The sequence below is a fragment of the Aeromonas sp. S8(2024) genome (assembly GCF_041403085.1).
GTDB lineage: Bacteria > Pseudomonadota > Gammaproteobacteria > Enterobacterales > Aeromonadaceae > Aeromonas > Aeromonas dhakensis.
Window position 1 is genome coordinate 19,963 of sequence record NZ_JBGLRF010000015.1, and the last position, 22,794, is coordinate 42,756.

Consider the following 22,794-nt stretch of genomic DNA (forward strand, 5'->3'; position numbering starts at 1 on the left):
CATGGCACAACATACATTTCTGGTAGAGATCGGTACTGCTGAGCTGCCGCCCAAAGCCCTGCGCTCCCTGGCCGAAGCCTTTGCCGACAACTTCAAAGCCGAGCTGACCAAGGCCGATCTGGCCTTCGGCGACGTCGAGTGGTTTGCCTCCCCGCGCCGCTTGGCACTGAAGGTGCACGCGCTGGCCGGCGAACAGCCGAGCAAGAGCGTCGAGAAGCGCGGCCCGGCCGTGGCGCAGGCGTTCGATGCCGAAGGCAAGCCGACCAAGGCTGCCGAAGGCTGGGCCCGTGGCAACGGCATCACAGTCGAGCAGGCCGAGCGTCTGGTCACCGACAAGGGCGAGTGGCTGGTTCACACCGCCAAGGTCGAAGGCCGTCCGGCCAAAGAGTTGTTGGGCGAACTGGTTAGCCAAGCACTGGCCAAGCTGCCCATCCCGAAGATGATGCGCTGGGGCGACAAGACCATCCAGTTCGTGCGTCCGGTCTTCACCGTGACCCTGCTGCTGGATGGAGATCTGGTGCCCGCTCACATTCTAGGTATCGACTCTGCCCGCACCCTGCGCGGCCACCGCTTCATGGGCGAGAGCGAGTTCACCATCGACAACGCCAGCCAGTACCCGCAGATCCTGCAGGAGCGCGGCATGGTGATTGCCGACTTCATGGCGCGCAAGGCCAAGATCAAGGCTGACGCCGAAGCGGCCGCTGCCGCCTTCGGTGGCGTGGCCGATCTGGACGACGACCTGCTGGAAGAAGTCACCGCACTGGTCGAATGGCCTGTGGTGCTGACCGCCAACTTCGAAGAGAAGTTCCTGGCCGTTCCGGCCGAGGCGCTGGTTCACACCATGAAGGGTGACCAGAAGTACTTCCCGGTCTACGACAAGAACGGCAAGCTGCTACCGAAGTTCATCTTCGTCACCAACATCGAGTCGAAAGACCCGAGCCAGATCATCAGCGGCAACGAGAAGGTGGTTCGCCCCCGTCTGTCTGACGCCGAGTTCTTCTTCAAGACCGACCTCAAGCAGACCCTGGCCTCCCGCCTGCCGCGCCTTGAAACCGTGCTGTTCCAGCAACAGCTGGGCACCGTCAAGGCCAAGGTCGAGCGTATCGAGACCGTCGCCGGCTTTATCGCCGAGCGTATCGGCGCCGACGTGGCTCAGGCCAAACGTGCCGGTCTGCTCTCCAAGTGTGATCTGATGACCAACATGGTCGGCGAGTTCACCGACACCCAGGGTGTCATGGGGATGCACTACGCCCGTCACGATGGCGAAGACGAAGCGGTCGCCGTGGCCCTCAACGAGCAGTACATGCCGCGCTTTGCCGGTGATGCCCTGCCGTCCGGTCTGGTTGCCTGCGCCGTCGCGCTGGCCGACAAGTTCGACACCCTGGCCGGTATCTTCGGCATCGGCATGCTGCCGAAGGGTGACAAGGACCCGTTTGCCCTGCGTCGCGCCGCCATCGGTGCCCTGCGCATCATGACCGAGAAGCAGCTGGATCTGGATCTGGTTGAACTGGTTGAAGAAGCGGTACGCGTCTACGGCGACAAGCTGACCAACAAAACCGTCGTCACCGACGTGGTCGACTTTATGCTGGGCCGCTTCCGCGCCGCCTATCAGGACGAAGGCATCGGTGCCGACGTGGTGCTGGCCGTACTGGCCCGCCGCCCGACCCGTCCGCTCGACTTCGATCGCCGGGTCAAGGCCGTCAGCCACTTCCGCACGCTGGATGCCGCACTGGCCCTGGCTGCCGCCAACAAGCGCGTGAGCAACATTCTGGCCAAGGTCGAAGGCGAGTTGCCGACCGCCGTCAAACCGGAACTGCTGGTCGATGCCGCCGAGAAGGCGCTGGCCACCCAGATTGCTGAACTGCAAGCCGAACTGGCCCCGCTGTTCGCCGCCGGTGACTATCAGGCTGCCCTCACCCGTCTGGCCGCCCTGCGCGAGCCGGTCGATACCTTCTTCAACGAAGTGATGGTGATGGCCGACGACGAAGCCCTCAAGGCCAACCGTCTGGCACTGCTGAACAACCTGCGCAACCTGTTCCTGCAAGTGGCGGATATCTCCCTGCTGCAGTGATATTGGTTGGGTAAGTGATATTAAAAACGGCGCCGTTAAGGCGCCGTTTAGTTTATATGAATATTATATTTCATTACCACACCTTAAATTAGTCTACAATATCTTGTCATTTTAAATGAACGAGCAGGTGTTTCGACCTCAAACTCTAGAGGTGTTTCACTTATTACTTTACTTATATTTTCATTTCTTTCTTGTCTTTTTATATCATTATTGTTCTTATCCTCAAGGGTGACAACAAACTCATCAGGCAGTGCTTGTTCTCGGGCATATTTTTCAAAGCGAAATCTAAAATGATCAACAACCGGCTCAATATTAGTTAACGTCATCAGACCGCTAAGCATATCAACGGTATACTCGTACGGAACAAACTTCTCATTTTCAATCTTTGAGAAATAATCTTTTTCAGTTGGTTGACCAGAAATTAAATTCCCATGATTGTATATTGGGACTATTTCATGAAAATTAAATTCACTGAATGGAAGTCCCCCAGTTAACCCCAACCCACGAAAAACAACGCCAACACTCTTAAAGGTCGCGTGTTCTAACTCTGTCCATTCAACGCCATCTTTCCAGAATAATTTTGGTTGGTTAAAAATATTAGAGGAAATTTTAAATATTTCATCATCCCCTCCGCAAACAAATATCATTTCCCCACCCATAAGTGAGTTTAAAACTCGCTCATACTCATTTTTCATCGACTTTTCTTCATCGGCGACAACACCACTTGACATAGTAATAATGGCCAGACAATATATATACAATCTATCATTATACGTTGACTTCATTCTTACTCCTTTTCTTGAGCTTAATTAATAACATCCATGCACGAAGCAATAGTATAGCGTGAATTAAAATTACAACTGCATATATTTGGCTGATTTCACAAAGCACAACAATTAAAAACACCTTATCTGGCAGACCGATAATTAGAACCATCAGACGTAATCTGACGCTCGCGTAAATAGACTATCTCGCTATTATGACCACCAACATTCCCGCCGCTGAATCACGAGAAAAACCGGGAATAAAGCATCTCGCACGTCCAATTACGCTGCTCTAATCGGCCTACATAAGGCGGTGAGATATAGTGCATCTCGGAACCTCGAGAAGCCCAATATTGACCTTGGGTTGGCATAACCCCCCCCTCATCCCCAACCCTTCTCCCACAAGGGGAGAAGGGGGCAACCCGTAGGTTCGATTAGCCGTCAGGCGTAATCGGACGTTCGCGTCAATGGATTCTTCCGCCATAACGGCCAGCCAGATTTCCCCCTGCGGCTGGCCGCCGTAGACTCGTGGCAACAACCGCAATCAAAGCCTCTCGATCGTTCGATTACGCTCCGCTAATCGAACCTACGATTCCTGTGCCAATGCAGCGACAATCTTTTCCACGCTCTGGGTAACCGACAGGGTGGCGCTATCCAGTACCAGACGCTCACTGTCCCAGGGTTGATAGTCGCGATCGATCACCGCCTGCCAGTCCGGCAATGCCAATCCCTCGATATCCACCGTCCGGTTTTCGACCCGCTCGCGGTGCAGCTTAGGATTGGAGCAGATCACCTCGACATCGAGACAGGGCACCCCGACCGAGAGGGCGATGTCGTGGTAAGCATCCCGGGTCAGCTGGATGGGGTTAACGGAATCCGTGATGACGATCGAGCCAAGTGCCAGGTTTTCTCTGGCCAGCCCATAGGCAACGAAATAGCCGGCCGGCCCCATCTCGTTATCCCCCTGCTCGGCGGCACGAATGGCCTGCTCTATGGTATCGATGCGCAGGTAGACGGCGCCCAACCGCTGGGCCAAGGCCCGCGCTATGGTGCTTTTTCCGCTGCCCGGCAAACCACTGAAGATGATCAGCATGTCCCATTCCCGTGATAAAAGAAGAATCCGAGCCATAGGGTATCGGATTGCCATCGCGCCTACAGCGTCTTAGTTCAGGGCTTCGCAGGATATACCCTCCAGCTGGCTCCCTTGAGCTGCAACCATTATCGAATACGCACGAATATAACCCTGCACCCCTACCGATCATCAAAATGCATATGCAGGCTGGCTGATGGATAGCAATAACCACAAAAGATATTTTGTACGCCCCATTTCTTCTTGTTGTGCCTCATTAATGAAGCTGTTATTTATGCCAAGACATACCTAAAAATAAACAACGCAGCATTAAAATGGCGTTATTTTATATATCTAATCATCTTTCATATCACCGTGATGATGAAAAATGATGACATCCATATTCAAAAACAAACCGTTTAAAATCAACACATTATCACCCAGCTAAAATTAAAAACCCAAACAATGCACTTGCAAAGCAATATATAAAATCAATATCAGACTTATCTGAATGAAATAGCCATGGCCTTTTCAACCTCTCCATTTTAATTTCCGCCATTCACCTGAAACACACAGATGGAGATGTGTAGAATGATCATAAAAAAGAAGTTCGTTATGTTGGCCGCCTTGTCCGCCCTGATGTGCTCTACCAGTGCCTTGGCCACTTACCGGGTCGACGTGCAGTGTCTTGACCAGGTCATGTTGACCGATGTTCATGCCGGTTATATCAAGTCGGCCAGTGGCGGCCCCGACGCAGGCAATGCGGTGGTCATTTCATGGGAAAAGAATTATGAGCAGGGCAGCACGAGCTTCCATGTCTTCAAGAACCTGAATGATTACCCCGGCAGGGGCATGTTCGAGATGGCCTTGCTGGCGCTGGAACGCGGCCTGCCGGTCAGCGCCTGGGGCAATGATGCCCAGTGCTCCGGCGGGATTCATCAGCTGAAGATCACCCGCAGCTTCAACCCCTAATCCTGTCCGCGCACTGATTCGTGCGATAAAGGGAGTGAACACCAAGCCGGGCCAGTCAGCAGCGCCCGGCTTTAACAACCCGCGCGACCGTCGCTTGCCTTGCGCTGTAACATGCGAGGATAGGATCGCCAGGTATCTCACCCGTTCGCGCCACATCTACCCCATCGGCACATCTGACCCGACCACCACCCGGATAGCCAGTCCGCCGATTTAGTCATATCTTGTCAGGGCGGCTCTGCCAGGGTGACAGGGCCCCTTCACGAGGTGCAACGATGAAACGAGCAATCCAGGCTGCCCTGCTGGCCGTCACCATGGCCGCCGCCGGTGCGCAGGCCGCCGACAAGATCACCACGGTCCCGGTGCAGTTTGCCAAGGGGGCCCACAGCGCCCAGCTCAAGGGCAGCTTCGCGGGCTACGACACCATCCACTACACCCTGGTGGCCAAGGCGGGCCAGACCATGACGGTCAAGATCGGCGGCAGCAGCAACGCCAACTTCAACGTCTTCGCCCCCGGTGCCCAACCCGGTCAGGCCGAGGCTCTGGGCCGCAATGATGGCGATGGCCAGTGGCAAGGCGCCCTGCCCGCCTCCGGCAAGTACCTGATCCAGGTCTATCAGATGCGCGCCTCCGCCCGCCGTGGCGAGCAGGTCCCCCACACCCTGTCGGTCAGCATCCAGTAAGCCCCACCAACGCGATGCCCGAGCAACCACCGTCATGCCCCTCCTGGGCTGGGCATGACGGCGGCCTGCTGGTAGGGTGGAGCCATCAATTAATCAACGACCGAGACACTATGCAACGCAAGACCCTGACCCTGCTGCTGGCCAGCCATCTGCTGGTGGGCGCCGCCGGCTTTGCGGCCGGCATCTATGCCCTGCCGATCCTGATCGCCCCGCCCGCCCCCGCCAACGAGCAGGTTGCCGCCCGGCAGGCTCAGGCCAGCTTTCACGGCACCTTTCGCCGGGATCTGCAAGACAGCGACCGGCTGCACTGGGGTGAGGGGCAGGTCAGCATAGGGCCCGATGCCATCAGCCTGATGGGCAGGCTGGCGCCGGGCCCCGACTACCAGCTCTACCTGTCGCCCACCTTCGTCGAGACCGAGGCCGACTTTGCCCGCCTGAAGGAGAAGATGGTGAAGATCGGGCCGGTGAAGACTTTCGACAACTTTATCGTCCCCCTGCCTGCCGATGTAAACCCGGCCGACTACGACAGCGTGATCATCTGGTGCGAGACCTTCGGCCAGTTCATCACCGCCGCCCGCTACCGCTAGCCATGCGGTCGGTTGCCGGCCCCCATAAAAAACGGCGCCGCAAGGCGCCATTTCGTCTCTGTCTGCTGCATCAGCCCGGCGGAAAATGGCCGCCAATGCTGATTACGCTGACCTGCTGCAGGGTGCTATTGATGGTAAAGGCGACCCTGTGCTCCTGACTGAGGCGGATCGTGTAGATCCCCTTGTGCTTGCCGCCCAGTTGTTCGTAGTGCATGTCGCCCACCTTGTCGGCGGCGTTCTTGGGGTCCGTGCCTCGTACTATCTCCCGCCGCCACTCGTGGTATTTGCTCATGGCCGACGCCGTCACGGCTACGTGCTTGTCCTTGTTGTAGAGGATGCGGGGTTGCGAATCATCGATAGTCCATGCCATGGCCAGCTCCTATTTTTGGCTCCAAAAAGAACCAAACTATAGTGCACACCAGCCAGCCGGCCAGCCCGCCCAACCCCAACCTGTCTGTCTGAGTCACAATCTGGCATGTAAAACGGCGCCATCAGGCGCCGTTTTTTGTCGCAGCCTGCCGCGGCAGACCGGGTAAATTCAGCCCCTTCAGCCGGTATAGACCGGCAGCAGGCCCGCCATGTTGAGCAGGTGGAAGGCAGCGGTCAACACCCCGAACAGGAAGACGCCGACGATCATCGGCATGCCACCCGGTGCGCGAAACCCCTCGTCCTTGCCCTCCTGCTTGCCGGCGCGCACCTTCCAGGCCAGCAGGGCCGGGATGATGCAGGTCCACAGGGTGGCCACGGCGCCCGCGTAGCCGATGGCCATCAGGAAGCCGAACGGGAACAGCAGGGAGAGCAGCAGCGGCGGCAGGAAGGTGGCAGCCCACGACTTGGCGCGGCCCTGGCGGCTGTTGTCGAACTTGAACAGATCCGCCAGATAGTCGAACACCCCCAGCCCCACTCCGATGAAGGAGGAGAGGATCGCCGCCATCGAGAAGGCGTTGAGGGCGCTGGCGACCGCCTCGGATTCAATCACCGAAGCCAGCGCCTTGAGCAGCACGTCGACGTTGCCGCCCTGCGCCACCACGGGCCCGAACTCGCTGCGCGGCAGGTTGCCGAACACGCTCACCAGCCAGATGAGATAGAACAGCAGCGCGATGGCGGTGCCGCCGAGGATGGCGTAGCGGGCACGGCGCTCTTCACCGTAGTAGGCGCGCATGGACGACACCGAGTGGTGATAGCCGAACGAGGTGAGCGCCACCGGCAACATGGCCAGCGCATAGGGGGCATAGCTGGCGTGCTGGCTCAGAGTGTCGAACAGCAGGGTCGGCTTGATGTTGATGGAGAGCCCGGAGATGCCGAACACGAAGCTCAGCCCCATGGCGATGACCAGCACTACTGAGATGCGATCCACCGCCCGGGTGGAGTGCCACACCAGGCCGGAGAAGCCCAGGGTAAACAGGATGGAAGCCCACTGGCTGCCGATGCCGGTCATGCCGTCTATGATGAGGCCGGCCGAGGTGATGTAGGCGTAGAGCAGGATGCCGCCGACGAAATAGACGGTGAGGTTGTTGAAGGCGTTGACCTTCTCCCCCAGCAGCTCACGGGTGACGGTATCGAACGACACGCGCAGCGGATAACCCTGATAGGACTCCAACAGCATCCAGCCGGAGACTGTCATCACTATCATGGTCAGGGTGATGGCCAGTACCGACCAGAGGGTCCAGGCACCCGCCCCCGCACTCGGCAAACCCAGCATGCCAGCCCCGACACAGACGCCGGCAATGATGCATGCCCCGCCCACCAACGATGGTTTCTGTCCCATTTACTTCTCCAAAGACGATTGTGGATCTGATCGCGACCGCGGACCGTTGCATTTGCTACGCCGGTTGTCATGGTAGATCGCGCTCATCTAGGTGCCGGCGCCCGGCGCTGGCTGCTTCGAAGGGGAAGCGAGGTGCGCTCAGGGCTGACTGCCGGTCCGGCACGGCTGCAGAGCCGCCATGTCGGGGAAGGGACTTTACCCTGCTCCCCCTCAGGTATCAAATTTGGGTGCATTTTCAGGCAGCCCGGCCCCCCTGGGCAGACCGCCTTTGACCGGCGTGTCGGTATTCAATGGGTCAACTGCGGCAGCAGTTGCAGCAGCTGGGCCCGCACCTCGAGCGGCGTCTGGCTGACCCAGATCCCCAGCAGGCCATAACAAAGCAGTGGCAACACCAGCAGCAACAGGCAGAGCAGCCCCAGCAAGCGTGGAGGGCTGAACCTGCGCCCCCGCGTGCCCAAGTGCAGCGCATCGGCCCGCTTCGGGCAGGCGGCCACACAGCTCAGGCAGCTGGTGCACTCGAGGCTGCGCACCGCGATGAGCTGGTGTACCTGGATGCGCGACGGGCAGGCCCGGCTGCACTTGTCGCAATCGTGGCCCGCGCTGCGCAGGCAGCGAGCCGGGTCGCGGCGGATGCGCAGCGGTGTCAGCAACCCCAGCAGGGCGAGCCATGCGCCGTAGGGGCAGAGGTAGCGGCAGAACCCTTGCCGGAAGGTGGCGGTGAGCAGCAGCACCCAGCCAAGGCAGAGACCCGAGATCAGGGTCAGGTTGAAGAAGAAGGCCCCCATCTTCATGTCCGCCGCCTGATGGTAGGGGCTGGTGAAGTAGCCGGGCAGGGCGGCGCCTGGCACCGCGATCAGCACGATAAACAGCAGGAAAGCGAGCACCAGAAACTTCTGGCCGCGCAACACGGCATCGAGCCAGCGCGGCGGCGTCCACTCCTCCGGCAACAGGCGACTGCGCAGGCCGTGCAGCCACTCCCCCACCAGCCCGAGCGGGCAGAACCAGGCACAGAACGCCCGCCCCAGCAGCAGGGCCGACAGGGAGAGTACCAGCACAGTGACGGTGGCCGCCGGATGGTGCGGATCCACCAGCCCCTGCCCGAGCCAGGCCCTCAGCCCGAGTCCGCCGGCGATGGGCAGGAAGCCGTCCACCACGTCTGGGCGCACTAGCCAGGGGCTCATCCCCTGCCCCAGCTGCCAGACATGCAGGCCATACTGCAGCGTCACCAGCCCCCAGCAGAGCAACAGCAGCTGGCGTGTGCGCCCCTGCAACCACTGGCCGTCGAGCGCCTCGAGGGCGGGCAGCGGCCGCCGCCGGTGCCAGAGGGCAAGCCCGGCGGCCACCAGCCCAAAGCCGGGCCAGAGCAGGCTGTCCGCCGCCAGCAGCCAGAGCATGAGCAACAGGCCGAGGGCAAGACGCCACTGCCAACCCGAGCGCGCCTGCCACGCCAGCAGCACCAGATAGGCCAGGCCGGCGGCCATGGTCACGGCTTCGATCACGCTCATGTTTCCCTCACTGCCTCATCCACCACTGGCGGCAAGGATAACGGACATCTGAGTTGACTGTTTTGATCTGCGTGGGCAGAGGGGGACATTCGCTCCCAATCCCCCTCCCCATGGTTGAACCTATGCCTTGCGGCTGTTGAACAGCGGCTGGTCGGACTCGAACTGATGTGCCAACCCCAGACCCATCAAACAAAAACCCCCTCGCTGGCGAGGGGGTTGGCATACGCAGCAAGATGCGGGTCAGGCTAACCGCGGGCGCGGCGCAGGTGGTAGTCGACGTGATAGTCGTTGGCATTGCGGAACATGATGGAGTAGTTGAGAAACTCGCCGTTTTCACCGTAGGAGAGCGAGGTGAGCCGCAGGATGGGCGCCCCCTGCTCGATGTGCAGCAGCTCGGCCATGCGCCGGTCGGCCAGCACGGCGCTGAAGCTCTCGTAGTTGCCGGCGATGGGGAGCTGGCACTCGTTCTCGATGTAGGCGAACTTGGATCCCTCCAGATGGGCCACCGAGAGGGTGCGAAACAGCCGCACCGGCATGTAGCTCTCCTCCACCAGCAGGGCCCGGCCGTCGACCGAGCGCACCCGGTTGGAGAAGTAGACCGGCTCGTTCACCTTGATCCTGAGCTGGCTGGCGATGGCGGGCGGGGCCGGCATGGTGCGAAACTCCAGCACCTCGCTGGTCAGGCTGCGGCCCTGTTCACGCATCAGCTCGGTGAAACCGCTCAGCCCCTTGGTCTCATGCTGCACATCCTTCTTGGTCACGTAGGTGCCGCTGCCGTGGCGCCGCTCCACCAGCCCCCACTCGATCAGCATGTCCACCGCCTTGCGCACCGTCATCCGCGATACCCCGAACTGACTCGCCAGGGTTTTCTCGCTCGGCAGCACATCCCCCACCCGACAATCCGCCCCGTTGACCCGGATACGCAACCGATCCGCCACCGATTTGTAGATCACTGCTAGACCTCTCTTTACCCAGCCGGGGTGGCGACCCATTTGCTCACCTTTATTTCAACCAGCTGAAAATAAACAACTTTAAATTCAAACAACCCGATAAAAACGTCACAAAAACAAGACGTACAACAATATCGCAAAAATTAGATCTCTTTGTCTAAATAAGTGCATGCGCCGGATCACATAACCACCACATATTTCATGAGGGGGTTATCGCTTGTTGTTAGGTTCAATTCAGCAATACGACAACAGCAGTCAGACAATTCTCTAATAAAAAGGGACGCTATATGCTCAGTCAAATTCAACGTTTTGGCGGGGCAATGTTTACGCCTGTATTACTGTTTCCATTCGCAGGTATGGTGGTAGGCATTGCAATCATGCTGAAAAATCCCATGTTCGTGGGAGAAACGCTAGCCAATCCTCAGGGACTGTTTTTTCAAATAGTTCATATTATTGAAGAGGGTGGCTGGACAGTATTTCGAAATATGCCGCTGATATTTGCCATCGGCCTGCCGATCGGTCTGGCAAACAAGGCTCAGGCCCGTGCCTGCCTCTCAGTGCTGGTCAGCTTCATGACCTGGAACTACTTCATCAATGCCATGGGGATGACCTGGGGCGACTATTTCGGGGTCGACTTCAACCAGGCGGTGGGTGGCGAGAGCGGGCTGGCCATGGTGGCCGGCATCAAGACCCTGGACACCAGCATCATAGGTGCCATCGCCATCTCCGGCCTCGTCACCGCTCTGCACAACCGGCTGTTCGACCGACAGTTGCCGGTCTTTCTCGGCATCTTCCAGGGCAGCTCGTTCGTCACCATAGTCGCCTTCTTCGTGATGATCCCCTGCGCCTGGCTGACCCTGCTGGGCTGGCCCAAGGTGCAAATGGGCATCGCCTCCCTGCAGGAGTTCATGCTGGTCTCCGGCCCGCTCGGCGTCTGGGTTTACACCTTCCTTGAGCGGATCCTGATCCCGACCGGCCTGCACCACTTCATCTACGGCCCCTTCATCTTCGGCCCGGCCGCGGTGGAAGGCGGCATCCAGCTCTACTGGGCCCAGCACATGCTGGAGTTCAGCCAAAGCACCCGGCCGCTGATCGAGCTGTTCCCCCAGGGTGGCTTCGCCCTGCACGGCAACTCCAAGATCTTCGGGGCCATGGGGATTGCACTCGCCATCTACGCCACCGCCGCCAGGGAGAACAAGGCCAAGGTGGCCGGCCTGCTGATCCCGGCGACCCTGACCGCCATGCTGGTGGGGATCACCGAGCCGCTCGAGTTCACCTTCCTCTTCATCTCGCCCCTGCTGTTCGCCATCCATGCCCTGCTGGCTGCCACCATGGCGACCGTGATGTACCTGTTCGGGGTCGTCGGCAACATGGGCGGCGGTCTGCTCGACCAGTTCCTGCCGCAGAACTGGATCCCCATGTTCCACAATCACGCCGGCATGATGTTTACCCAGATTGCCATCGGGCTGACCTTTACCGGGATCTGGTTCCTGATATTCCGCACGCTCATTCTGAAATTCAATTTGAAAACCCCGGGGCGAGATGAAAGCGAAATAAAACTGTATTCCAAGGCCGATTATCAGGCCGCCAAAAAACAGCGTGGCCATGATATTGCCGGCCATATTCTGGCGGCGCTTGGTGGCGCGGAAAATATCAACAGCCTGAACAACTGCGCCACCCGGCTGCGTATATCGCTACGCGATGCGGGGCTGGCGGCAGCGGATGATGCTTTCAAACAATTGGGTGCCCACGGCGTGGTTCGCCACGGTGACAGCATCCAGATCATTATCGGTCTGCATGTGCCCCAGCTGAGGGAAAACATGGAGAGCCTGATGAACACCCCCTCCTCCTCTTCTTTCGTAACGGAGTCATGATCATGAAAAAATTCTCTGTCGTCATTGCCGGCGGTGGCAGCACCTTTACCCCAGGCATCGTTCTCATGCTGCTGGAGAACCAGCACCGCTTCCCGCTGCACGAGATCAAGTTCTACGACAACGATAGTGCCCGCCAGGAGGTGATCGCCGAGGCCTGCCGCGTCCTGCTGCGGGAGCAGGCCCCGGACATTGCCTTCAGCTACGGCACCGACCCCAAGGCGGCCTTCAGCGGGGTGGACTTCGTGATGGCCCACATCCGGGTCGGCAAATACCCCATGCGCGAGCTGGACGAGAAGATCCCGCTGCGCCATGGCGTGGTCGGCCAGGAGACCTGCGGCCCCGGCGGAATCGCCTACGGCATGCGTTCCATTGGCGGCGTGCTGGAGCTGGTCGACTACATGGAGCAGTACTCGCCGGATGCCTGGATGCTGAACTACTCCAACCCGGCCGCCATCGTGGCCGAGGCGACCCGTCGCCTGCGTCCCCACGCCAGGATCCTCAACATCTGCGACATGCCCATCGGCATCGAGGGACGGATGGCCCAGATCGCCGGCCTGCCGTCACGCAAGGAGATGCGGGTACGCTACTACGGCCTCAACCACTTCGGCTGGTGGACCCGCATCGAGGATCTGGCGGGCAACGACCTGATGCCGGCCATCAAGGCCCACGTGGCCAAACACGGCTATGTGCCCAAGCAGGCCGGCCACGCCGAGGCCAGCTGGAACGACACCTTCGCCAAGGCCAGGGACGTGTGGGCTCTTGATCCGGATACCCTGCCCAACACCTATCTGAAGTACTACCTCTACCCGGACTATGTGGTGGCCCACTCCAATCCGGAGCACACCCGCGCCAACGAGGTGATGGAGCACCGCGAGAAACAGGTGTTCAGCGCCTGCCGCGCCATCGTTGCGGCCGGCAAGGCCGACGCCGGCGAGCTGGAGATCGACGAGCACGCCTCCTACATAGTGGATCTGGCCACCGCCATCGCCTTCAACACCCAGGAGCGGATGCTGCTGATCGTGCCGAACCGGGGCGCCATCCCCAACTTCGACCCGGAGGCCATGGTCGAGATCCCCTGCCTGGTGGGCAGCAGCGGCCCCGAGCCGCTGCAGGTGGGCAACATCCCGCTGTTCCAGCAGGGCATGATGGGTCAGCAGGTGGCCGTCGAGAAGCTGGTGGTGGAGGCGTGGATCGAGCGCTCCTATCAGAAGCTGTGGCAGGCGATCACCCTCTCCAAGACGGTGCCGAGCGCCTCGGTGGCCAAAGCCATCCTGGACGACCTGATCGCCGCCAACCAGGAGTACTGGCCGCCACTGCAATAAACGCGGGCCAAACAAAAACCCCCTCGCTGGCGAGGGGGTTTTCTTGTTGCTGGCACTGCCGTGGCGCGATCAGCGCAGGGACTTGACCGAGCGGCGGACGATGAGCTCCGGCTGCACCGTCATCGACTCGACTTCCAACTCCTTGTTGCGGATCCGACTCACCAGCTGCTGCACCGCCAGCAGGCCGAGCTCGGCCTTGGGATGGCGGATGGTGGTGAGCGGCGGGCTGGAGAAGCGCGCCATCTCCACGTCGTCATAACCGATCATGGAGATATCGTCCGGCACCTTGACCCCGGCTTCCCAGGCGGCGCAGATGGCGCCGATCGCCATGGGATCGTCGAAGGCGAACACCGCGGTCGGCCGCGGCTTGAGCGCCAGGATCCGCTGCATGGCATCGAATCCGCTCTGACTCTCGTAATCCCCTTCGAAGATCTGCTCGTCTTTCAGGGTCAGCCCCTGTTCGGCCAGGGCATCGCGCACCCCATCCAGCCGCTGCTGGGTGGTCGGCTTGGCCAGCTGACCGGTGATGCAGACGATGTCGCGGTGACCCTGCTCCAGCAGATGGCGCACGGCCAGACGCGCACCGATGCGGGCGTTGTCGTTGATGACGTTGGCAAAGTCACACTCGGTACCCCAGTCCAGCACCACTTGCGGCACGTTCTTGTGGATGCGCAGCATGTCGCGCAGCGGGGTATCGATGTCGGTTCCCAACACCAGCAGACCGTCGACCCGCTTCTCCATCAGCATGCGCAGGTAGTGCTGCTGACGGGGCGGCTGGTTCTCGGTGTTGCAGAGGATCAGGCTGTAACCCTGCTCGAAGCAGTACGCCTCCACCCCCTGCACCACTTCCGCAAAGAAGGGGTTGGCACTGGTGGTCACCAGCATGCCGATGGTCTTGGTCGAGTTTATCTTGAGGCTGCGCGCTACCGAGTTGGGCGCGTAGTTGAGTTCTGCCACCGCCTCAAGCACTTTTTGGGTTGCGTCTTCGCTGACCCGACGGGTGTGATTGAGTACATGTGAGACGGTGGAGATGGATACGCCTGCGCGGGAGGCGACATCCTTGATAGTGGCCATCTCTGTCTCCTGAAGATCAAAGGCGGAACATTAGCAGATTTCCCGAATAAAGGCTTGGTTTTAACGAGTGCTGCCAATGAATTGTCAATGCTGGCTAATCTAGGCGGTCATTTCTATTTGCGCAAACGGATTTTGGTCAAAATGGGAGCAGCGTCAGAGTAAAATATCGTCAGTTTTTTCATCTATCATTTATCGAAAGTGCGCCTTGTTGAGAAGATGTTAATTGCCATCATCAGCATCAACTTCTAAATAGATAACTGTAATTAGATATTTGTTTCAAAAAAGCACTATTACCCCCTCTCTGGTTAGTATCTTTAACAGCTTGTTATTGCCCAGCGAGGAATGATAGAACCATACCTATTGCCGGACTGGCGGGATCACGGTTCGGAATGGCACACGGAAAATGAAACAATCCACTGATTAAGGGACGAATCGATGAATAAGTTGAGCAAAATGGCAGTCAGGGCAGCGGTTTCTATGGCCCTGTTCGGATCGGTCTCACTGGTCCACGCGGCGGATACCATCAAGATCGGCATCGCCGGCCCGGTCACTGGCCCGGTCGCCCAGTACGGAGACATGCAGTTCACCGGCGGCAAGATGGCGGTCGAGCAGATCAACAAGGCCGGCGGCATCAAGGGCAAGCAGATCGAAGCCGTCATCTATGACGATGCCTGTGACCCGAAACAGGCCGTGGCGGTCGCCAACAAGGTGATCAACGACGGCGTCAAGTTCGTGGTCGGTCATCTCTGCTCCGACAACACCCTGCCCGCTTCCGACATCTATGAAGATGAAGGCGTGCTGATGGTCACCCCCGCCTCCACCAACCCCAAGATCACCGAGCGCGGCTATCAGCTGGTGCTGCGTACCATCGGCCTGGACAGCGACCAGGGCCCGACTGCCGCCAAATACATCATCGAGCAGGTCAAGCCCCAGCGCGTGGCCGTCATCCACGACAAGAAACAGTACGGTGAAGGCATCGCCTCCAGCGTGAAAGCTGCGCTGGACAAGGCCGGCGTCAAGGTGGTGGCGTTTGAAGGCATCACCGCCGGTGACAAGGACTTCTCCGCCCTGATCGCCAAGCTGCAAAAAGAGAACGTCGATTTCGTCTACTACGGCGGCTACCACCCGGAGCTGGGTCTGATCCTGCGTCAGGCCGGCGAGAAGGGCCTCAAGGCCAAGTTCATGGGTCCGGAAGGGGTGGGTAACAAGGACATCTCCGCCATCGGTGGCCCGGCTTCCGAAGGCCTGCTGGTCACCCTGCCGAACAAGTACGACCTGGTGCCGGCCAACGCCCCGCTGGTTGCCGCGTTCAAGGCCAAGGGTCAGGACTCTTCCGGTCCGTTCGTGTGGACCACCTATGCCGCGGTGCAAACCCTGGCTGCCGGTATCGCCAAGGCGGGTGAGGATGACCCGGCTGCCGTTGCCGCCGCCATCAAGGCCGCGCCGGTCGATACCGTGATGGGCCCCCTCAGCTGGGCTCCCAACGGCGACCTGAAAGGGTTTGAATTCGGTGTGTTCCAGTGGCACGCCGACGGTACCTCTACCCAACTCAAGTAATCTGCCGGTCGGGGTGACGTGAGTCACCCCTCCTTTCTTTGCGGGCAAGTACAGGGAACGCAGTATGTCCGAACACTTCCTTTACCTGGTTCAGCAGTTGCTGAACGGGTTAACCATAGGCAGCACCTATGCGTTGATCGCCATCGGCTACACCATGGTCTATGGCATCATCGGCATGATCAACTTCGCCCACGGCGAGGTCTACATGATCGGCTCCTATGTCGCTTTCATGGTGATGGCGGGGCTCATGATGATGGGCATCGACAGCACCTTTCTGCTGCTGGGGGGCGCCTTCCTGGTCAGCATCATCATCACCGGCAGCTATGGCTGGACCATAGAGCGGGTCGCCTATCGCCCGCTGCGGGGCGGCAACCGGCTGATCCCCCTCATCTCCGCCATCGGCATGTCGATCTTCCTGCAGAACATGATGCGGATGGCCCAGGGCTCGCGCGACATCGCCATGCCCACCCTGATCTCCGGCGGCTGGACCCTGGGTGAAGCCGACGGCTTCCAGGCCAGCCTCTCCTGGATGCAGCTCATCATCTTCGTGGTGACCTTCATCACCATGCTGGCGCTGACCCAGTTCATCGGCCGCTCCCGTATGGGCCGCGCCTGTCGCGCCTGTTCGGAAGACATCAAGATGGCCAACCTGTTGGGGATAGACACCCACGTGGTCATCTCCATCACCTTCGTGCTGGGGGCCACCCTGGCCGCCGTCGCCGGCGTGCTGCTCGGCATGTATTACGGTGTCATCAACCCCTATCTCGGCTTCATGGCCGGCTTGAAGGCCTTTACGGCGGCGGTGCTTGGCGGCATCGGCAGCATTCCCGGTGCCGTGCTGGGCGGCCTGCTGCTCGGCGTGGTGGAGGCGCTCACCGCCGGCTACCTCAGCACCGAATACAAGGATGTGATGGCGTTCGCCCTGCTCATCTTCGTACTGCTCTTTATGCCGACCGGCATCCTGGGCCGCCCGGAAGTGGAGAAAGTATGATGAAACGCCAATTCATTCATGCCTGCATCGCCAGCTTGGTACTGCTGGTGCTCTCCTTCTGGCTGCTCGGCTTCAAGCTGGAGACCGACGGCACCCGCCTGCTGGTAGTGAGCCGGCTCGACGTGTCGCTGGCCTGGCTGTTGGGCGGTGCCACCCTGGTGTTCTGGTTCCAGATGCTGCGCGGCCAGATAAGCCGGCTGTTCCAGGCCTCCATCAGCGGCTTCTCGGTCGGCTTCACCAAACTGGTGCTGCCAAGCCCGGAAGAGGCGCCCAAGCTCTATAACCTGACCGCCGTGCTGGTGCTGCTGTTTGCGGTGAGCTGGCCCTTCATGGCCTCCCGCGGCGCCATCGATCTGGCCACCCTCACCCTGATTTACATCATGCTGGGGCTGGGCCTGAACGTGGTGGTCGGCCTCGCCGGCCTGCTCGATCTCGGCTACGTCGGCTTCTACGCGGTCGGCGCCTACAGCTATGCCCTGCTCAACAGCTACTTCGGGCTCAGCTTCTGGGAATGCCTGCCCATCGCCGGCCTGATGGCGGCCACCTTCGGCTTCCTGCTCGGCTTCCCGGTACTGCGGCTGCGGGGGGATTACCTGGCCATCGTCACCCTGGGCTTTGGCGAGATCATCCGCATCCTGCTCAACAACATGACCAGCCTGACCGGCGGCCCGAACGGCATCTCCGGCATTCCCAAACCGACCCTGGGGGGGCTGGAGTTCAACCGCACCGTCAAGGACGGCGGTTTCGAGACCTTCCACGAATTCTTCGGCATCGCCTACAACGCCAACCACAAGGTGATCTTCCTCTACCTGATGGCACTGGTGCTGGTGGTGGCGACCCTGTTCGTCATCAACCGCCTGCTGCGCATGCCGCTCGGCCGCGCCTGGGAGGCGCTGCGGGAAGACGAGATCGCCTGCAAGTCGCTGGGGCTCAACCCCACCATCATCAAGCTGACCGCTTTCACCATAGGCGCCTGCTTCGCGGGCTTTGCCGGCAGCTTCTTTGCCTCGCGCCAGGGCTTCATCAGCCCGGAGTCCTTCGTCTTCATCGAGTCGGCCATCGTGCTGGCCATAGTGGTGCTGGGCGGCATGGGCTCCCAGATCGGGGTGGTGCTGGCCGCCATCGTGATGACGGTGCTGCCTGAGCTGGCGCGCGAGTTCAACGAGTACCGCATGCTGATGTTCGGCCTTTTGATGGTGTTCATGATGATCTGGCGGCCACAAGGATTGCTGCCGATGACCCGCCCGCATCTGGAGTTGAAGAAATGAGTACGCATCAGAAGTTGTTGGACGTCTCTGAGCTGTCGATGCGCTATCTGGCCGGATTGCTGGCGGTGACTTGCTCCACCCTGGACTGGGAGCTGAAAAAATGAGTACTCATCAGAAGTTAATGGAAGTCTCTGATTTGTCGATGCGTTTTGGCGGCCTACTCGCCGTCAACGGGGTCAAGCTGGACGTGGAAAAGGGGGAGGTGATCTCCATCATAGGTCCCAACGGGGCCGGCAAGACCACCATCTTCAACTGCCTGACCGGCTTCTACCGCCCGAGCGGCGGCATCATTCGCTACAAGGGCGAGGAGATCCAGGGGCTGCCCGGCCACCTCATCGCCCGCAAGGGAATCGTGCGCACCTTTCAGCACGTGCGACTGTTCAAGGACATGACGGCGGTGGAAAACCTGCTGGTGGCCCAGCACAGGCACCTCAACACAGGTTTTCTGGCCGGGCTGTTCAAGACCCCGGCCTTTCGTCGCGCCGAGCGGGAGGGACTGGAGCAGTCCGCCTTCTGGCTGGAGAAGGTGGGGCTAAAGGATCTCGCCAACCGCGCCGCCGGCAACCTGGCCTATGGTCAGCAGCGCCGGCTCGAGATCGCACGCTGCATGGCGACCCGACCCGAGCTGCTGATGCTGGACGAGCCGGCCGCCGGCCTCAACCCCCACGAGACCGACGAGCTGAACGAGCTCATCTCCAACCTGCGGGACGAGTTCGGGGTCTCGGTGCTGCTGATCGAGCACGACATGAAGCTGGTGATGGAGATCTCCAACCGCATCTTCGTGGTCAACCAGGGTACCCCGCTGGCCCACGGCAAGCCGGATGAAATCCGCAGCAATCCGGCAGTGATCAAGGCCTATCTGGGCGAGTCGTAAGGAAAACAAGATGTTAGAACTTCGCAACGTATCGACCCACTACGGCAAAATTCAGGCGCTGCACGACGTCAGCGTCGAGGTAAAAGAGGGGGAAATCGTCACCCTGATCGGCGCCAACGGCGCCGGCAAGACCACCCTGCTGATGACCCTGTGCGGCGAGCCCAAGCCCAGCAGCGGCTCCATCTGGTTCGAGGGGGAGCAGATAGACTCGCTCTCCACCGCCCGCATCATGCGCAAGGACATCGCCGTGGTGCCGGAGGGGCGCCGCATCTTCGCTCGCCTGACGGTGGAGGAGAACCTGCTGATGGGGGCCTTCTTCGTCGACAAGGCCGAGCAGCGCGGCCTGCTGGATCAGATTTTCACCCTGTTCCCGCGCCTGCACGAGCGACTGGAGCAGCGCGCCGGCACCATGTCCGGCGGCGAGCAGCAGATGCTGGCCATCGGCCGCGCCCTGATGAGCAAGCCGCGCCTGCTGCTGCTGGATGAACCCTCGCTGGGGCTGGCCCCCATCGTCATCCAGCAGATCTTCGATACCATAGAGCAGCTGCGCCGCGACGGCATGACCATCTTCCTGGTGGAGCAGAACGCCAACCAGGCGCTCAAGCTGGCCGATCGCGGCTATGTGCTGGAGAACGGCCACGTGGTGTTGCAGGACACGGGGGCCGCCCTCTTGGCCAACCCGGCCGTCCGCCAGGCCTATCTCGGCGGCTGACCCATGAGCAGGGCCGACACGGCGCCGGATCACCACAGCTTCTGGCACGATCCGGCCCTGCCCTTCATCGAGGCACGGGCGGTGCAGGATGGCCGCCGCGTCTGCTACGACAAGCACAGCCATCCCCACTTCTCCATCGGCGCCATCACCGGCGGCCACAGCCACTATCTCAACCAGCGCAGCCGGCAGGAGGTCGGCCGCGGCCACCTGGTGCTGATGAACCCGGAAGAGGTGCACGCCTGCAACCCGATTGCGGATGAGCCCTGGTCCTATCTGATGTTCTACCTCGACACCGGCTGGCTGCAGCGCCAGCAGGAGGAAGCAGGGCTGGGCCACGAATTTCGCCCCTTCGACATGACCGCCAGCCGGGATCCCCTGCTCTATCAGGGGCTGTGCCGGCTCCATCGGCAGCTGTGGCAGGAGCCGGAGCCGCTGGCGCGCGAGGTGGCCTGCCACCAGTTCAGCCGTCAGCTGCTGGCCAGACTCACTCCGGCCAGCTGGGACGATCGGCCGCCGCAGCACCTGCAGCGGGCCGCCGAGCTGATGCAGGACGACTGCAGCAGCGCCCTCACCCTCGCGCAATTGAGCGCGGTGGCCGGGCTCACCCCCTCCCACTTCGTGCGCAGCTTCAGCCGTCACTACGGCATGACGCCCCACGCCTACCTGCTCGATCAGCGCATCCGCCACGCCCGCACCCTGCTCAGGCGGGGAGAGCCGCTGGCAGAGGTGGCGCTGGCCAGCGGTTTTGCCGATCAGGCCCACTTCCAGCGCCAGTTCAAGCGGCGGGTGGCTGCCACCCCGGGCCACTACCGCAACCAGCTGACCCGGCTGGGCTAGCGCACCAGATAGGCGGCGCAGAGCAGCAACAACAGCGCCATCGCCCTGTTGAACCAGCGCAGCCGCTGCGGTACCAGCAGCAACCCCTGCAATCGGCTGCCAGCATAGGCCCAGCAAGCGATGGAGCACAGACAGATGACCAGGTAGAGGCCGCTGAACAGGGCCACCTGCCCCACCCCGCCCACACTGCCATAGGCCCCCATCCCCATGCTGGCGGCGAGCCAGGCCTTGGGGTTGAGCCACTGCATCAGCGCCCCGTACCAGAAGGAGGGCGCTACCCCGTCGACCCCTTCCACCCGGCCGCTGTCCACCAGCAATTGCCAGGCCATCCAGCCGAGAAAGACCACCCCGCCCCAGCGCAGCAGCTCGGCCGCCGCCGGCCATTGCAGCAGGGTGGCGCCCAGCCCCAATCCCATCAGCAACAACAGCAGGATAAACCCCAGGGTGGCCCCGACCACGTGGCGCAGGCTGGCCGCAAAGCCGTGCCTGGCGCCGCTGCCGAGGGCGACCAGGTTGACCGGCCCCGGGGTGATGGACATGGCCAGGGCAAACCCGGCCATGGATAACAGCAGACTCGTCTCCATGAATAACGCTCGTATCGGTAAAAGGAGCCCCCAGCCTAGCTATCGCCCCGCCCCGGGTATTGAAGGAAATTGCGATCGGCCCCGGCAATAACCGGACACATTGCGGGCTTAGCGCCGACCTCCGCTTGCGGTAAACTGGCCCTCAATCACCTATTCGCAGGACATGTTAATGGACCAGTTTGCCCATATCAGTGCCCATGATGCCCACCAGAAGCTCAGCGCCGGTGAAGCCCGCCTGGTGGATATTCGCGACCCCCAGTCGTTCGAGACAGCCCACGCGGTCGGCGCCTTCCACCTCACCAACGGCACCCTGGTGCGTTTCATGAACGAGGTGGACTTCGACACCCCGGTGATCGTGATGTGCTACCACGGCAACAGCAGCCAGGGCGTCGCCCAGTACCTGCTGCAACAGGGGTACGATGAGGTCTACAGCCTGGACGGCGGCTTCGAGGCGTGGCGCAGGGAGTTCCCGATCCAGGCGGGCGACGCATGATCCAGCTGCTGGTGCTCGACAACGCCCGCATGGCCCAGGCGCTGGTGGACTACCTCTCCACCCTCGGCATCTCGTGCGAGCTGACCCAGTCGGAGTTGGGGGTCACCATCTGGCTGGCGGACGAGCAGCGCCTCGCCCAGGCCCAGCAGGAGGTGAAGCGCTTCCTGGCCGAGCCGAGCCATCCCCGCTACATGGAGGCCTCCTGGCAGTCCGGCCGGGCCGATGCCCGCATCGACTACAGCAAGGGGATGAGCGACCCGGTCACCGACTTCCTGCATCAGGCGGGGCCGCTGACCCTGGTGGTGATCATCGCCTGTCTGGCCATCTACGGACTCGACGCCATCGGCCTGCCGATCTTCGACGAGCTGGCCTTTCACCCGACCCTGGCCCAGTTCACCGACTGGCAGGCGTGGCGCTACTTCACCCCTGCCTTCATTCACTTCTCGGTGTTGCACCTGGTGTTCAATCTGCTGTGGTGGTGGTATCTGGGGGGCCAGATCGAACAGCGACTCGGCAGCGGCAAGCTGCTGATCCTGCTGCTGGTAGGCGCCGCCCTGCCCAACCTGGCCGAGTTTTTCGCCAGCGGCCCGCTGTTTGGCGGCCTCTCCGGGGTGGTCTATGCCCTGCTCGGCTACTGCTGGCTGCGCAGCAAGTTGCAGCCGGCCTGTGGCCTCACCCTGCCACCGGCGCTGATGGGCTTCATGCTGTTCTGGCTGGCACTCGGTTTCTTCGATCTGCTCGGCACACGCACCGCCAACATGGCCCACCTGGCCGGTCTGCTGGTCGGCCTGCTGCAGGGCTGGCTGGACAGACACCACCAGCCTGCCTGAGTTGCTGCGATC

General features: G+C 60.9%; 22 protein-coding genes. 14 read left to right on the forward strand and 8 right to left on the reverse strand.

All coding sequences use genetic code 11. From position 1 onward, the window contains the following. Nucleotide 1 precedes the first annotated feature (1 nt). The gene (gene glyS, locus ACB031_RS21915) at nt 2–2,071 is read left to right on the forward strand and encodes a glycine--tRNA ligase subunit beta (RefSeq protein WP_371140235.1); all 2,070 of its coding nucleotides are present in this window, start codon (nt 2–4) and stop codon (nt 2,069–2,071) included. Between the two features lie 83 nt (nt 2,072–2,154). On the opposite strand, the gene ACB031_RS21920 is transcribed toward glyS, so the two are convergent. Together ACB031_RS21920 and ACB031_RS21925 are read right to left on the reverse strand one after the other, a co-directional pair. Beyond that, on the reverse strand, nt 2,155–2,856 hold the full coding sequence (locus ACB031_RS21920; RefSeq protein ID WP_371140236.1) for a hypothetical protein: 702 nt from the start codon (nt 2,854–2,856) through the stop codon (nt 2,155–2,157). Nucleotides 2,857–3,421: 565 nt separating this feature from the next. Next, nucleotides 3,422–3,928, reverse strand: coding sequence for an AAA family ATPase (locus tag ACB031_RS21925; RefSeq protein WP_371140237.1), 507 nt, complete (start codon nt 3,926–3,928; stop codon nt 3,422–3,424). 567 nt (nt 3,929–4,495) lie between these two features. Between ACB031_RS21925 and ACB031_RS21930 the strand changes: the two genes are divergently transcribed. From ACB031_RS21930 to ACB031_RS21940, 3 genes are all read left to right on the forward strand, one after another. Then, entirely contained in the window at nt 4,496–4,876 is a 381-nt protein-coding gene (locus tag ACB031_RS21930; protein WP_017784672.1) for a hypothetical protein, read from the forward strand. A 272-nt stretch (nt 4,877–5,148) separates the two neighbouring features. Then, nucleotides 5,149–5,556: a hypothetical protein gene (locus tag ACB031_RS21935; protein WP_005307387.1), complete on the forward strand. Its 408-nt coding sequence runs from the start codon at nt 5,149–5,151 to the stop codon at nt 5,554–5,556. A 110-nt stretch (nt 5,557–5,666) separates the two neighbouring features. Beyond that, a complete protein-coding gene (locus ACB031_RS21940; RefSeq protein ID WP_242761613.1) occupies nt 5,667–6,143 on the forward strand; it encodes a DM13 domain-containing protein in 477 nt (158 codons plus the stop codon). A 70-nt stretch (nt 6,144–6,213) separates the two neighbouring features. On the opposite strand, the gene ACB031_RS21945 is transcribed toward ACB031_RS21940, so the two are convergent. The 4 genes from ACB031_RS21945 to ACB031_RS21960 form a co-directional block, all read right to left on the reverse strand. Further along, nucleotides 6,214–6,513, reverse strand: a complete 300-nt coding sequence (locus ACB031_RS21945; protein WP_005307369.1) for a hypothetical protein — start codon at nt 6,511–6,513, stop codon at nt 6,214–6,216. Between the two features lie 177 nt (nt 6,514–6,690). Then, complete coding sequence (locus tag ACB031_RS21950; RefSeq protein WP_005307366.1) at nt 6,691–7,911, reverse strand: aromatic amino acid transporter; 1,221 nt, start codon at nt 7,909–7,911, stop codon at nt 6,691–6,693. Between the two features lie 287 nt (nt 7,912–8,198). Then, complete coding sequence (locus ACB031_RS21955; protein ID WP_371140238.1) at nt 8,199–9,416, reverse strand: 4Fe-4S binding protein; 1,218 nt, start codon at nt 9,414–9,416, stop codon at nt 8,199–8,201. Nucleotides 9,417–9,661: 245 nt separating this feature from the next. Next, a complete protein-coding gene (locus ACB031_RS21960) occupies nt 9,662–10,369 on the reverse strand; it encodes a GntR family transcriptional regulator (protein ID WP_010635556.1) in 708 nt (235 codons plus the stop codon). A gap of 284 nt (nt 10,370–10,653) precedes the next feature. On the opposite strand from ACB031_RS21960, the gene ACB031_RS21965 reads away from it, so the two are divergent. Continuing rightward, nucleotides 10,654–12,240, forward strand: a complete 1,587-nt coding sequence (locus ACB031_RS21965; RefSeq protein ID WP_124250752.1) for an alpha-glucoside-specific PTS transporter subunit IIBC — start codon at nt 10,654–10,656, stop codon at nt 12,238–12,240. 2 nt (nt 12,241–12,242) lie between these two features. Continuing rightward, nucleotides 12,243–13,562, forward strand: coding sequence for a 6-phospho-alpha-glucosidase (locus ACB031_RS21970; RefSeq protein WP_124250751.1), 1,320 nt, complete (start codon nt 12,243–12,245; stop codon nt 13,560–13,562). Between the two features lie 69 nt (nt 13,563–13,631). Here the strand turns inward: ACB031_RS21970 and ACB031_RS21975 are convergent, their stop codons facing one another. Beyond that, nucleotides 13,632–14,636: a substrate-binding domain-containing protein gene (locus ACB031_RS21975; protein WP_024942236.1), complete on the reverse strand. Its 1,005-nt coding sequence runs from the start codon at nt 14,634–14,636 to the stop codon at nt 13,632–13,634. A 435-nt stretch (nt 14,637–15,071) separates the two neighbouring features. On the opposite strand from ACB031_RS21975, the gene ACB031_RS21980 reads away from it, so the two are divergent. The 6 genes from ACB031_RS21980 (at nt 15,072) to ACB031_RS22005 (ending at nt 20,875) form a co-directional block, all read left to right on the forward strand. Next, nucleotides 15,072–16,193, forward strand: coding sequence for a branched-chain amino acid ABC transporter substrate-binding protein (locus tag ACB031_RS21980; protein ID WP_005307334.1), 1,122 nt, complete (start codon nt 15,072–15,074; stop codon nt 16,191–16,193). A gap of 64 nt (nt 16,194–16,257) precedes the next feature. Continuing rightward, a complete protein-coding gene (gene livH / locus ACB031_RS21985; protein ID WP_005307331.1) occupies nt 16,258–17,184 on the forward strand; it encodes a high-affinity branched-chain amino acid ABC transporter permease LivH in 927 nt (308 codons plus the stop codon). After that, a complete protein-coding gene (locus tag ACB031_RS21990) occupies nt 17,184–18,452 on the forward strand; it encodes a high-affinity branched-chain amino acid ABC transporter permease LivM (protein WP_019841062.1) in 1,269 nt (422 codons plus the stop codon). Before livH ends, ACB031_RS21990 begins: the two co-directional genes overlap by 1 nt. 100 nt (nt 18,453–18,552) lie before the next feature. Beyond that, nucleotides 18,553–19,326 (forward strand): high-affinity branched-chain amino acid ABC transporter ATP-binding protein LivG, encoded by a 774-nt coding sequence (livG, locus tag ACB031_RS21995; protein ID WP_005307326.1) that lies wholly within the window; start codon nt 18,553–18,555, stop codon nt 19,324–19,326. Nucleotides 19,327–19,336: 10 nt separating this feature from the next. Next, nucleotides 19,337–20,038: an ABC transporter ATP-binding protein gene (locus tag ACB031_RS22000; protein ID WP_005307325.1), complete on the forward strand. Its 702-nt coding sequence runs from the start codon at nt 19,337–19,339 to the stop codon at nt 20,036–20,038. A gap of 3 nt (nt 20,039–20,041) precedes the next feature. Next, nucleotides 20,042–20,875, forward strand: coding sequence for an AraC family transcriptional regulator (locus ACB031_RS22005; protein WP_124250750.1), 834 nt, complete (start codon nt 20,042–20,044; stop codon nt 20,873–20,875). Here the strand turns inward: ACB031_RS22005 and ACB031_RS22010 are convergent. Next, on the reverse strand, nt 20,872–21,459 hold the full coding sequence (locus ACB031_RS22010) for a LysE family translocator (protein WP_258119612.1): 588 nt from the start codon (nt 21,457–21,459) through the stop codon (nt 20,872–20,874). The genes ACB031_RS22005 and ACB031_RS22010 overlap by 4 nt on opposite strands. Before the next feature lie 169 nt (nt 21,460–21,628). On the opposite strand from ACB031_RS22010, the gene glpE reads away from it, so the two are divergent. Beyond that, entirely contained in the window at nt 21,629–21,952 is a 324-nt protein-coding gene (gene glpE, locus ACB031_RS22015; protein WP_124244180.1) for a thiosulfate sulfurtransferase GlpE, read from the forward strand. After that, nucleotides 21,949–22,782: a rhomboid family intramembrane serine protease GlpG gene (gene glpG, locus ACB031_RS22020; protein ID WP_005307318.1), complete on the forward strand. Its 834-nt coding sequence runs from the start codon at nt 21,949–21,951 to the stop codon at nt 22,780–22,782. The genes glpE and glpG overlap by 4 nt, the downstream gene beginning before the upstream one ends. Nucleotides 22,783–22,794: the final 12 nt, after the last annotated feature.

Bases quoted from the DNA above. Each gene is read 5' to 3' on its own strand.
- glyS (WP_371140235.1), top strand. From the start codon at position 2: ATGGCACAACATACATTTCTGGTAGAGATCGGTACTGCTGAGCTGCCG.
- ACB031_RS21920 (WP_371140236.1), bottom strand. From the start codon at position 2,856: ATGAAGTCAACGTATAATGATAGATTGTATATATATTGTCTGGCCATT.
- ACB031_RS21925 (WP_371140237.1), bottom strand. From the start codon at position 3,928: ATGCTGATCATCTTCAGTGGTTTGCCGGGCAGCGGAAAAAGCACCATA.
- ACB031_RS21930 (WP_017784672.1), top strand. From the start codon at position 4,496: ATGATCATAAAAAAGAAGTTCGTTATGTTGGCCGCCTTGTCCGCCCTG.
- ACB031_RS21935 (WP_005307387.1), top strand. From the start codon at position 5,149: ATGAAACGAGCAATCCAGGCTGCCCTGCTGGCCGTCACCATGGCCGCC.
- ACB031_RS21940 (WP_242761613.1), top strand. From the start codon at position 5,667: ATGCAACGCAAGACCCTGACCCTGCTGCTGGCCAGCCATCTGCTGGTG.
- ACB031_RS21945 (WP_005307369.1), bottom strand. From the start codon at position 6,513: ATGGCATGGACTATCGATGATTCGCAACCCCGCATCCTCTACAACAAG.
- ACB031_RS21950 (WP_005307366.1), bottom strand. From the start codon at position 7,911: ATGGGACAGAAACCATCGTTGGTGGGCGGGGCATGCATCATTGCCGGC.
- ACB031_RS21955 (WP_371140238.1), bottom strand. From the start codon at position 9,416: ATGAGCGTGATCGAAGCCGTGACCATGGCCGCCGGCCTGGCCTATCTG.
- ACB031_RS21965 (WP_124250752.1), top strand. From the start codon at position 10,654: ATGCTCAGTCAAATTCAACGTTTTGGCGGGGCAATGTTTACGCCTGTA.
- ACB031_RS21970 (WP_124250751.1), top strand. From the start codon at position 12,243: ATGAAAAAATTCTCTGTCGTCATTGCCGGCGGTGGCAGCACCTTTACC.
- ACB031_RS21975 (WP_024942236.1), bottom strand. From the start codon at position 14,636: ATGGCCACTATCAAGGATGTCGCCTCCCGCGCAGGCGTATCCATCTCC.
- ACB031_RS21980 (WP_005307334.1), top strand. From the start codon at position 15,072: ATGAATAAGTTGAGCAAAATGGCAGTCAGGGCAGCGGTTTCTATGGCC.
- livH (WP_005307331.1), top strand. From the start codon at position 16,258: ATGTCCGAACACTTCCTTTACCTGGTTCAGCAGTTGCTGAACGGGTTA.
- ACB031_RS21990 (WP_019841062.1), top strand. From the start codon at position 17,184: ATGAAACGCCAATTCATTCATGCCTGCATCGCCAGCTTGGTACTGCTG.
- livG (WP_005307326.1), top strand. From the start codon at position 18,553: ATGAGTACTCATCAGAAGTTAATGGAAGTCTCTGATTTGTCGATGCGT.
- ACB031_RS22000 (WP_005307325.1), top strand. From the start codon at position 19,337: ATGTTAGAACTTCGCAACGTATCGACCCACTACGGCAAAATTCAGGCG.
- ACB031_RS22005 (WP_124250750.1), top strand. From the start codon at position 20,042: ATGAGCAGGGCCGACACGGCGCCGGATCACCACAGCTTCTGGCACGAT.
- ACB031_RS22010 (WP_258119612.1), bottom strand. From the start codon at position 21,459: ATGGAGACGAGTCTGCTGTTATCCATGGCCGGGTTTGCCCTGGCCATG.
- glpE (WP_124244180.1), top strand. From the start codon at position 21,629: ATGGACCAGTTTGCCCATATCAGTGCCCATGATGCCCACCAGAAGCTC.
- glpG (WP_005307318.1), top strand. From the start codon at position 21,949: ATGATCCAGCTGCTGGTGCTCGACAACGCCCGCATGGCCCAGGCGCTG.